Here is a 10,455-nt window from a genome sequence, read left to right on the forward strand (position 1 = left end):
CCGGCCGCTGGTCAGTGCCAACCGAACCGCTTCACGACGAAACTCCGGCGTCGGCCTGTTTCCGTTTCCCATAGAACACCTCCTGGTTCCTCAGTTGGTGCTCTCCACATTTTCCGGGCAAGTCCAGGTTGTAGAAGGTGATCCATCGGCCGACGCCCGCCTTGGCCTGCGAGCCGGTCTCCCAGGCATGTAGGTAGACGCAGTCATACTTCAGGGACCGCCAGACGCTCGATGAAGATGTTGTCGAGGCACCGGCCTTTCCCGCCCATCGATATCCGGGTCCCGATCCGCTTCAGCCGGTCGGTCCAGGCGAAGGATGTGAACTGCGAGCCCTGATCGGTATTCATGACCTCGGGCGGGCCGAAGTGGTGGAGCGCCTCGTTCAGCGTCTCGACGCAGAAGTCGGCCTCAAGCGTGTTCGAGATGCGCCAGGCCAGCATCTTGCGGGTGAACCAGTCCATGATGGCAACCAGATAAAGGAAGCCCCGGCGCATCGGCAGATAGGTGATGTCCGCGCGACCTGTCCTGGTTGGGCCGCGCGATCCGCAACACACCCAGAAGGCAGGGGTAGGTCTTGTGCCACCTGGCGGGCTTGCTGGTGTGGAGTTTCCGGTAGATCGGCATGAGCCGCATCAGGCGCCGGATGCGTTTCTGGTTCACAAGGTGACCCTCGTTCTGCCGGTGGCAGGCCATCTGCTGCACGCCTTAGAACGGAGTTTCCAGGAATTGCCAGTCGATCATCTGCATCAGCGCCAGGTTCATCTCGGCCTCGCCCTGCGGTGCATAGTAGGACGACGACCGCAAGATCGACAGCAGGCGGCATGGCGCCCCGACCGGCAGCTTGGGGTGATGACGCTCAATCATCTTCCGCCTCACTTGCCAGTCCAAGGTTTGAGCTTTCGTGACAAAAAATCGATGGCGACGGCCAGTTCTCCGATCTTCGCGTGCAGAGACCGCGCCGTCTCCTCGTCAACCTCGGCCTTCTTCTTCCCGTCGCGTTCGAAGATGTCGGCCGCGCCGTCCAAGAGCGCCTTCTTTCACTGATGGATCATCGTCGGATGCACGCCCTATTCGACGGCCAGTTCCGACACGGTGCGCTCGCCCTTCACGGCTTCCAGCGCCACACAAGCCTTGAAGCCCGCATCATGGTTCCTGCGCTTCTTCATGTTCTGATCTCCTCGTTCTTGGAGACCAGCAGCCTTCAGATCGCAGCCCCCGTCACTGTCCGATTCTCGGGGAGGTGCTCAGGCGGCACCCTACGTTCTGCCTGCGACTACCAATCCCAATATTTTCTTGCCAACATACAAGATCCTGCCCAAGACATGGATCACGGCGCGCAACAGAGTAGTCTAGGATGAGTGGCAACCTGAAGTCGGACCAGCACACGGGCCAGTTGCGTGTCGCCTCAATCGGGCTCGGGTGGGTGGCACAGAACCGGCATATTCCGGTGATGATGGGGCTGAATAACATCACGGTTGTTGGCGGTATCGACCGACGGCCGCGGCGTGCCGAGGACGTCGCCAGACGCTTCAAGCTGGCACGACACGCCCAGGCGGAACGCCTTTCGGACGTCCGGTGGCTTGACGAGGTCGATGCAATCGCCGTCGCTACAGCGCCGTTCAGCCATCATGCGCTGATTTCCGAGGCGCTCGCCCTGGGCAAGCATGTTCTGACCGAAAAACCGTTCACCATGTCGCGCGAAGAGTCCGATTCACTGATCGCCATGCAGGACGCGGCGGACCGGGTTCTCGCGGTGGTCCACAACTTCCAGTTCGCGAGATCGACGAGACGGCTCCTGGCAGAAATCGACAACGGGCGGCTTGGCGAGATCCGGGCAATCAACGCGGTCCAGTTCGGCAATCCATCACGGCGACTTCCGGACTGGAATGACGAACTGCCGCTGGGTCTTTTCTACGATGAAAGCCCGCACCTGCTCTACCTGATGCGGCGGGTCGCGCCGGGCCCGCTGGAGTTTCTGCAAGCGACCTCGCAGCCGTCAACAATCGGGCTGAACACGCCGGCGCGGATCGATGCGCACTACCGGTTCCGAAGCGGTGGAACCAACTGTCCGGCGACGCTGAGCTGCAATTTCGAGAGCCCGGTCAGCGAATGGTTCCTGATGGTCTTCGGCAGTCGGCGCCTGGGTATCGTAGACGTTTTTCGGGACATTTACGTCAGCCTCCCGAACGACGGCGCGCATACGACCGCAACGGTGCTGAGAACGAGCCTGACGGCGACCTTCCAGCACTGGGCGCAGCATCTCACGAGCGGTTGGGGGCATCTGCGAAAGACCCTGGTCTACGGTAACGACGAGGTATTCAGGCGTTTCGCGGCCGCCGCGCTCTCGCGGCAGCAGCCCGAGGGGATCTCCGCGCAGGATGCGCGCGACGTCCAGCACATGCAGGCCGACATCGTCGAACATTGCGTCGACCTGGGCGGGAAGGAGCGACGATGACAGAGGGAGGACGCCGCACCGCCGAGCCTCTTCCGACGGAGATGGAGCTTCTGGCCGATCTCTCCCGGCTCTACAAGATCCAGCCGGCGACGGCGCTGTGGCGCGCCGTCGAGATCCGCGAGGTTCTGAAGGCCGGGTTGCCGACAGGCCGCGGCCTCGACCTCGGCTGCGGCGACGGTGCCCTGACCGGGATGATCCTGCGCTATGCCGGTGAACGACCCGAGTTGGACGGGCTAGACTATGACCACGGCGAGGTCCGGGTCGCCGAGCGCCGCGGCGTGTATCGGAGAACGTTCTGCAGTGGCAGCGAGGACATGCCCCTCGAGGACAGCTCGGTGGACTTCGTATTCTCCAACTCGGTACTTGAACACCTAACCCATCTCGACGCCACGATCGCGGAGTGCGCCCGCATCATTCGTCCCGGCGGAAACCTGATCGCGACGGTTCCTGCACCGGCATTCCAGACTCTTCTGAAAGCGCAAGGCAGGACCGGGGCCGCCCGTGAAGCTTACGTCACCACGATGAACGCCCGGCTCGCCCACAAGAACTACCTCGATGCGGCGGGATGGGCGGCACTGCTCTCGAAACATGGCTTTGCAGGCTGCTCCGCGACACCCTACTTCAATCGCGCCCAGGTGGAGCGTTGGGAAAAACTCTCAGCGATGACAGCGGGCGTATTGCAGAAACTCGGGGCAACCAACGCACTGTTATATCGGATGCAACGTTTGACACGGTCCGATGATCGCTCCGCCGGGGGGCTGCTGGAGACCAACCGTGGGATTGCACGATGGAGCCGCCATTGGGCACGCATCGTCGCGGGTGGGGTGCTGGACAATCCCGGCACCGATGATCGCTATGGATGCCTGCTCGTTTCGGCGCGAAAACCGTGAGTATGAAGCTCCTGATCGTCAGCGCCTTTTTCGAGACCCATCGCGGAGGCGCGGAGCGCGTCGCCGGTCAGTTGGCACGCCATCTGTCGCAGAACGGCATCGTGGTTAACTGGTTGGCCGCCGACGCCTCGCGGCCCGACGAAATTCCGGGCGTCTCGCTCATTTCGGTTCGGGCAAACAACTGGATTGAAGAAAAGACCGGGGTGCCTGTGCCAATCTGGTGGCCAGGGGCGGTCCGCACAGCTTGGCGCGCGGTCCGTGGGGCCGAAATGGTCATGCTTCATGACACGCTCTACTTGGGGAACATCGCCACGTTCCTGGCCGCACGATGGTACCGGCGGCCCATCGTCATCGTTCAGCATGTCGGCGCGATCCGGTTCACGAACCGCATGTTCCGGGCACTCATGTGGATTGGCGACAAGCTGGTCGGGCGGTCCATGCTTGCCAGTGCTGACCAGGTCGTCTTCATCAGCGAACGCATCGCAGACGAATATCGGGAGGTTGGTTTTCGCCGGCCAGCCAAGATCGTGTTCAATGGCGTCGACACCACCGTCTTCACCCCCCCGTCGGAGGACACCGCGACCCGGTCGCAGCGCGCCGCGCTTGATCTTGCGGACGACGTGCCGGTGGCTCTTTTTGCGGGCCGTTTCGTAGCGCGAAAGGGGCTGGAGCTGATACGGAACATGGCGGTACGCCGCCAAGACGTCGCGTTCGTGCTCGCAGGCTGGGGGCCGATCGACCCGCGCGACTGGGCGCTGGACAACGTGCGCGTGACCCTCGCCCGCACCCCCGAGGAGATGTGCGCATTATTCCGGGCGGCGGACTGCCTGCTTCTGCCTTCGATCGGCGAGGGGTTTCCGCTGGTCATACAGGAGGCTCTGTCCACCGGCCTTCCGGTGATCTGCTCGTCCGAAACGATGGCCGCCGACCGCGCCCTGCGCGAGTTCGTCCGGAATGCGCCGGTTGATCCCGGTGATCTTGCCGCGCACACGAATCGTTGGCTCATCGAACTGAACGCGGTGCTCGACGACTGCGCGGCACGCAAACCCGAAGCTCGTCGGCGGCTGTCGGAGGCCGTTCACGCGCGCTATGGCTGGCCCACCACTGTCGCGCGCCATCTTGAGGTTCTGCGGGCGCTCCGGCGCGCCTAGGCCTGGAATCTGCCCACAAGGCGCGCGACGAGAAATCCCGCGATGACGGCGCAGACGGCCAGGATGTTGGCCACCCGCAACGCGACACCGGCCGCAGCCGCCGGTGCTGCCGCAGCGCCAGCAAGGACAAACAGACCGGCCCATGTCCATTCGGCCAGGCCCAATCCTGCGGGAAAGATCGGGACCGCCATCGCAAGGCCAGCAATCGGATAGCCGAGCGCAACCGTCCAGATGTCGATCCCGGGGAGGAAGATCGCGACCGCCAGGCAGGCGCGCGCGGTGACGATCACCAGACGGACGATGGACAGGGCGCTCAGACTGACCTGGGTGGCGGCCGGTACGTTCCGAGCGAGACTGATCGCCCCAGCCAAGGCGTGGAGCCCGGGGTGCGGGATCAACCTCAGGCATCTCTCGATGGCCAGGAGCGAGAGACGTAGAGCGACAAGCGTGACCGCGAGGAAGACGATGAAACCGATCACCAGGAACGGGCCCGAAAACCCGCCCGCGATGACCGCGATTCCGGCAAGCGCGGCGGACAGCAGCACGACGAGGTCGAAAAGCTGTTCGTACAGCGTCGTGCCAACGATCGACCGGCCCGTATGAACTCGGCGTGCAAAGGCCCATCGTGCCAACCCGGCACTGATCTGTGGCGGAAGCAACTGGCCGAAGAGAGAGCCCCAGGCGGTTGCCTCGGCCATATCGACGATCGACAGCGATGCGGACCCCGGCAAAATGCCGGCGATTGCCGCGCGCCATTTCCATGCGCCCAGTACCTTGTTGGCCGCGGTCAACAGGACCAAGCCGGCGAAGGTCCACCACGTCAGCCCGGACAGCATGTCCGTGACGTCGCCCGGTTGGGCGCCAAGCCACTTGAACAAGGCCACCAACAGGCCGATGGCCAGCAAGAACGACACGGCGATCCAGAGGCGCTGGCCAGCCATGGCTCAGGCCCGGAGCCGGCGAAGTGGACACCCCGGAGCGGCGGCACCGGCGCGCGCGCCCGGCCTGATGGTGGCGACCACGTTGAATATTGGACTGGCCTTCGTCATGCCCATAGATGATCAGTTCGTCTCTGCGCTAGATAGCGAACGGGGTCTCGTGATCATATTGCCTCGCTGGGGCCACGGGCGACGTCCGCCATGGCAGGTGCAAAAAGGACACGGCAGGGCAGCAATCCCACAGGCTCGGGACCGCGGGCTCCTGGACTGGTTGTGCGGTGTTTCATGATGCCGCATCTTGCCGGGGCCGACCATCACGCGGGAGGAGTCAGTTGTCAAACCCGACGGGCCAACCCGCGTTTCCGGTGTCGCTGAGATGGTCGCTGATCCTGACGGGGGTCATCAGCATCCAGACCCTTGTCATCGGATACCAGTCGGCATCCATGGGGCTGCTATCGGGCGAATTCTGGCAAACCGTGACGTTCCACCTGTTTGCCGCTCAAGACGTCTGGGTCGGGCCGATCTGTGCCGCAATGATTTTGGCCGCGGTCCTTCTGTCGAGGCGCTGGACGCCGGACCTGCCGCACGGGCGCAATGCGGTTTTCGCGGCGGCGGTTCTGGCGGTCGCGCTCACCGCGGTTTTCCGGGTCCTGGCGTTTCAAAACTTCGATCTCTCGGTCGACGAATTCATGCCAATCTTCCAGGCAGACATATTCCGTGCCGGGAAGCTGTTGGCGTCGATCGACGACCTCGACCTCGCCAGACGAGCCCAACCGTATTTCACCTACGTCGATGAATCGCGCCTGCTCTGGGCATCGCATTACCGGCCGGTGCACGCGATGTTGCTGGCGTTGTTCCCCAAGCCCTATGAGACGCTGATCCTGAATTCATTGCTGGACGGGATCAGCGTTTTCGCGACCGCCTCCGTCGCCCGGCAGGTGTTTCCCGACCGGCGCTCCGCCCCGGTCCTTGCCGCGGCGCTGCTGATCTCGAGCGCGCAATTCTTCGGGATCGGCGGCGCGGGGTTCGCCTTTGCCGCCCATCTTGCATTCAACATGGTCTGGCTGAGCTTGTTCCTGAAGAGGCGCTGGGCCACGCATATCCTTGCAGCCGCACTTGGATTCTTTGCGGTCGGACTGCATCAGGTTCACGTCCACATCCTCTTCGTCGCCCCGTTCGGGATCGGCATGCTGCTCGGATATTTTGGCGATCGCCGTTTTGCCTTGCCGTACCTTGTTTCCTATTGCACGGCCCTTCCGCTCTGGGTGACCTGGCCCGAGGTGTCGGTCTGGCTCCAGACCGGCGACGCGTCGGCCCTGCCACGCAGCCTGCGGGACATCGAATATCTCCGCAACTACCTGTCGTTCTGGGATGCAACCCATGCTGTCGACGCAGGCGGGTTTCATACCCAACTCCTCCTGGTGAGTATCTGGCGTTTCCTGGTCTGGTTGTCCCCCGCGCTGCCGCCGCTTTTCCTGCTGGGCATGTTTCGCCTCCGGTCGCTGGGCGTGGTTCCGGCGACGGCGTTAGCCTCGGTCCTCACGATGGTTGTCGTGACGCATATCTTGATGCCGAACCAGGCACATACTTGGGGTGCGCGTTACTACCATCCGGTCCTTGGAGCCCTCGTCATTTTCGGGATGGGGGCACTCTATTCGCTGGCGGACGCGGATGGGCTCCGCCGTATGAAGTCGCTGGTCGTCTGGCTCATCATCTTCGGGCTCGTCGTGCTCGTGCCAATGCGCGGCATTCAGATCGCGAAGAAGGTCACGCCGCGTGCCGCGGTGCAGGACAAGCTAATGGCGCTCGACGCTGACGCGGTCGTCATCGACCCGCGCGAACTCTGGTACGGCGCCGACTTCGTGCGCAACGATCCGTTCCTCAGGAACCGACCCGTGTTCCTTTTCCAGAACAAGTCCCCGTTGTTCGGCGGTCGGTTCACGGACATACGAATAATGACCGCGAACGATCTGATCGCGCTCGGACTTCCCACTGGAACCCTGCTTGAGCCAAGCCGGCCCCTGAAACCTTAGGCGTACTCGATATTCCAACGGGAGAGAGAGGCCGTCGGGGCGGCCCCCACCGTGGCTTATGTGTGGTCGGGAGAGACTGACACGCGATGCCTGAGCTTGTTGCCGGCAACGATCGAAAGCAGGAACCCGCCAAAGAAGAGCTGTGCGCCGATTACGACGGCCGTGAAGGCGGTGATCAGGGGGCGCATCTGCTCGAGCGGTCCGAAGCCCGAATAAATCCAGCCGGCCGCAATCGAGGCGACCCAGACAAAGCCAAGCGTCCCGACCCCCAAACCGGCGAGAATCCAGGTGCCCAGTGTCGAGTGTTCCAACACCCGGTTGATTGTCGGTGTCGCCGGGAAGTACCCGCTCCGGATTCCGGTGATCTGCGTTGCAAGCCAGAAGATCACTGTCTGTGTCGCGATGATCAGGCTGGAGGCGCCGACGACCGTCCAGTGATCGCCGATCTGAATGCGGCCGATTTGAACCATGTTGCCGCCCGGGTTCGCCAGCAGGTTGACCAGGATCGTGAACCCCACCACATACAGGATGGCGCTCGGCAGCAGGTAGAGCCAACTCGGGCTGAGCATGAGCATGTAGAACAAATGGCGAAATCCATCGCGCCAGGGGCTTAGATGGGGCGGACGGCCTCGCCCATCTGGCGACAAGGTCACGGGCACTTCGGAGGTCTTCAGCCGCCTCAGGGCGGCTTTCAGCACCATCTCGGAGGCGAATTCCATTCCATTCGCCGTGAGTTTGAGGTCGTCGAAGGCTTCCCGGGTGATGCCACGCAGGCCGCAATGGCTATCGCTGATCGCGGTGCGAAAGAGCAGCCGCAGGATCGCGGAGAGTACCGGATTTCCGATGTAACGGTTCTTCCAGGGCATCGCACCGGGCAGGATTTCACCCTTGAAGCGCGACCCCATGCACAAATCGTCGCCGTCGCGCAGCTTTTCGATCATTGGGACTGCCTGCCGGAAATCGTAGGACATGTCACTGTCGCCCATCACGATGAACCGGCCGCGCGACGCCGCGATCCCACCTCGCAGCGCCGCGCCATAGCCGCGCTCTTTTATGTCAACGACTAGCGCACCTGCCGAACGGGCCAGGTCCTGGCTGCCATCCGTGCTGCCGTTGTCGGCGATCAAGATTTCGCCAGACATCCCAAAATCGGTTTCCAGCCGGGCGATGGCTTGTTTCGCGGCGTCGATGCATTGGACCAGGGTTGCGCTCTCGTTGAGGCATGGCATGACAAAGGACACATCGACGGGGCTATTCGTTGTCATTCTCCGTGCCTTCGAAGTGCTATCACTTGCTGCTTGTCCGTCGTCAGAGTTTTCCGGAGAGCTGAGGCGCTTTTCTAACGGAGGCTCTGGTTGGGTTTCTGTTTGAGTTTATGCGGCAGCGGCTTGGTGCTGCAAGCGGCGGTTTCGGATTGTCTGCTTCTTGGTCTCCTCTCTAATCTTCAGGATTTTGGAACCGCGGCCGAGGTAGACGTCTGAGGTGCCCCTAGTTTCCTAGACACCCGCCTTGGTCGGTTTCTGCTACCTCATCTCGAAGTCAACGAGCGACAGTATACCGTTGTTCGTGTGTTTGCGCTTCGGGTTGTAGAACCGCTCGATGTATTCGAACACGTCTGGGTGGTACTTGCACCGAAGGTGCAGGACCTTCTCGGCGACCGCCGGCGGGGTTTTGTTGGGATGATTGTGTGGCACAGACCGCTTGTTGAGCAGCCCAGCTTCTCCCTGAGCCTGATAGACCTGACGCCACCGACAGAAACTGGCGCGGCCGATCCCAAAGTACCGGCATGTCTTGCCGACATTCCCGGTCGCTTCCGCATACGCAAGAATGCGCAGCTTGCGGCGGATCTCTCGCTGATCGCTGGTCATGAAATACATCCTCCCTCTCCGAAACGGAGATTGCCGAACATGTCTCGCTTAACCGTACAATCCTATAAACGGCGCCAGACGTCGTAGGGTGTGAGCGTGAGGACGCCGAGCCCTCGGTCGGTCCAGTCGCAGACCCGGTCATGCGCCCAGACGTCGTTCCTCATCCCAACGGGCGGATCGCACATCGCCATCAAGCCCGTCGTTGCCGGGAGGCATGTCCCGATCGTCGGGCGGTTGAAGCAGCGGGTGGGGCAATGGGGAAGCGGATCGGAAAGGCAATCTGGGATCCTCGGTGGTGGAGCGTGTTGGGGTCAAGACCTGCGCACGGCGTTTCCACCGGCGATGATCCGGTTGATGAGAGCCGCAACCGCTCGGTGCATTTCCGCGTCCGGGCCGGTGTCGTTCTCATGGGTTGCTGCGGCATCGCGGAGAACCCCGATGATCTCCCGCTCCGGCAGCACCTTGCGGTCGTTCATCGCCAGCAGAAGCGCTTCGCAGATCGACAGGGCCGCCATGCCGGCATGATCTTTCTGGTCGGGCATCGTGGGCGCTCCTCGCTGCGAACTGGCGTGCATGGCTGTTGCGCGCCGGGGTGATCCGCACCTTTGTTGCAGAAAATGTGCTAGGATGGACTGATTTGAAGCAGTGGCTGGGCCAGAAGTTTTCGCTAATGCATCAACCATGACCCGCTCAGCCGTCGAGGGAGCGCATGACCGTCGAGGCGCACAGCCCCCTGATACGCAAGCTTTCCGCCTTCGTTGCATTGTCGGAAGCGGAGATTGCCCTGCTCGCGCTTCTGCACCGGCGCCGGCGGACGTTTATCGCCGGACGGGACATGGTACATCAGGGGCAGTCGGGCCAGGTGGCTTACATCCTGTCGTCGGGCTGGGTCTGTTCTTACAAGATCCAGGCGGACGGGACGCGCCAGATCGTCGATTTCCAGATGCCGGGGATTTTCTAGGATTGCGGAGCGTTCTTTTGCGCACGTCGGACCACAGTTTCGAACCCATCGTGGACATTGAGGCTGCCGAAGTACTGACGAGCGACCTCCTCGATGCGTTTGCGCAGACCCCTCGCCTGGCGACCGCCATACTCTGGGCGGCGTCAAGGGACGAGGCGA

The 10,455-nt window shown here is 62.5% G+C and carries 11 protein-coding genes and 1 pseudogene; 5 read left to right on the forward strand and 7 right to left on the reverse strand.

Features of this window, described 5'->3' with window-relative positions; all coding sequences use genetic code 11:
- Positions 1 to 203 precede the first annotated feature (203 nt).
- From OE647_RS19630 to OE647_RS19640, 3 genes are all read right to left on the reverse strand, one after another.
- Positions 204 to 554, reverse strand: coding sequence for a DDE-type integrase/transposase/recombinase (locus OE647_RS19630; RefSeq protein WP_263723472.1), 351 nt, complete (start codon positions 552 to 554; stop codon positions 204 to 206).
- A gap of 151 nt (positions 555 to 705) precedes the next feature.
- Positions 706 to 864 (reverse strand): hypothetical protein, encoded by a 159-nt coding sequence (locus tag OE647_RS19635; RefSeq protein WP_263723473.1) that lies wholly within the window; start codon positions 862 to 864, stop codon positions 706 to 708.
- A gap of 8 nt (positions 865 to 872) precedes the next feature.
- Positions 873 to 1,025, reverse strand: a complete 153-nt coding sequence (locus tag OE647_RS19640) for a hypothetical protein (protein WP_263723474.1) — start codon at positions 1,023 to 1,025, stop codon at positions 873 to 875.
- Between the two features lie 329 nt (positions 1,026 to 1,354).
- Between OE647_RS19640 and OE647_RS19645 the strand changes: the two genes are divergently transcribed.
- Genes OE647_RS19645 through OE647_RS19655 form a run of 3 tightly spaced genes read left to right on the forward strand, consistent with a single transcriptional unit; the run spans position 1,355 to position 4,496 of the window.
- Positions 1,355 to 2,455: a Gfo/Idh/MocA family protein gene (locus OE647_RS19645; protein WP_263723475.1), complete on the forward strand. Its 1,101-nt coding sequence runs from the start codon at positions 1,355 to 1,357 to the stop codon at positions 2,453 to 2,455.
- Complete coding sequence (locus OE647_RS19650; RefSeq protein WP_263723476.1) at positions 2,452 to 3,345, forward strand: class I SAM-dependent methyltransferase; 894 nt, start codon at positions 2,452 to 2,454, stop codon at positions 3,343 to 3,345. Before OE647_RS19645 ends, OE647_RS19650 begins: the two co-directional genes overlap by 4 nt.
- A gap of 2 nt (positions 3,346 to 3,347) precedes the next feature.
- Positions 3,348 to 4,496 carry a glycosyltransferase family 4 protein gene (locus tag OE647_RS19655; RefSeq protein ID WP_263723477.1) on the forward strand — a complete coding sequence of 383 codons (1,149 nt, stop codon included), beginning with the start codon at positions 3,348 to 3,350 and terminating at the stop codon, positions 4,494 to 4,496.
- Here the strand turns inward: OE647_RS19655 and OE647_RS19660 are convergent.
- A complete protein-coding gene (locus OE647_RS19660; protein ID WP_263723478.1) occupies positions 4,493 to 5,437 on the reverse strand; it encodes a flippase-like domain-containing protein in 945 nt (314 codons plus the stop codon). The genes OE647_RS19655 and OE647_RS19660 overlap by 4 nt on opposite strands.
- A gap of 440 nt (positions 5,438 to 5,877) precedes the next feature.
- On the opposite strand from OE647_RS19660, the gene OE647_RS19665 reads away from it, so the two are divergent.
- Positions 5,878 to 7,467: a hypothetical protein gene (locus OE647_RS19665; RefSeq protein ID WP_263723479.1), complete on the forward strand. Its 1,590-nt coding sequence runs from the start codon at positions 5,878 to 5,880 to the stop codon at positions 7,465 to 7,467.
- A 56-nt stretch (positions 7,468 to 7,523) separates the two neighbouring features.
- On the opposite strand, the gene OE647_RS19670 is transcribed toward OE647_RS19665, so the two are convergent.
- The 3 genes from OE647_RS19670 to OE647_RS19680 all read right to left on the reverse strand — a co-directional run bounded on the left by OE647_RS19670 (position 7,524) and on the right by OE647_RS19680 (position 9,877).
- Positions 7,524 to 8,732: a glycosyltransferase family 2 protein gene (locus tag OE647_RS19670; protein ID WP_263723480.1), complete on the reverse strand. Its 1,209-nt coding sequence runs from the start codon at positions 8,730 to 8,732 to the stop codon at positions 7,524 to 7,526.
- Positions 8,733 to 8,990: 258 nt separating this feature from the next.
- The gene (locus tag OE647_RS19675; protein WP_412174982.1) at positions 8,991 to 9,335 is read right to left on the reverse strand and encodes a helix-turn-helix domain-containing protein; all 345 of its coding nucleotides are present in this window, start codon (positions 9,333 to 9,335) and stop codon (positions 8,991 to 8,993) included.
- A gap of 311 nt (positions 9,336 to 9,646) precedes the next feature.
- The gene (locus tag OE647_RS19680; protein WP_263723481.1) at positions 9,647 to 9,877 is read right to left on the reverse strand and encodes a hypothetical protein; all 231 of its coding nucleotides are present in this window, start codon (positions 9,875 to 9,877) and stop codon (positions 9,647 to 9,649) included.
- A gap of 167 nt (positions 9,878 to 10,044) precedes the next feature.
- Between OE647_RS19680 and OE647_RS19685 the strand changes: the two are divergent.
- Positions 10,045 to 10,455 (forward strand): annotated as a pseudogene (locus OE647_RS19685) (Crp/Fnr family transcriptional regulator); the annotation flags it as partial.

The sequence above is a fragment of the Albidovulum sediminicola genome (assembly GCF_025751575.1).
GTDB classification, from domain to species: Bacteria; Pseudomonadota; Alphaproteobacteria; order Rhodobacterales; family Rhodobacteraceae; genus Albidovulum; species Albidovulum sediminicola.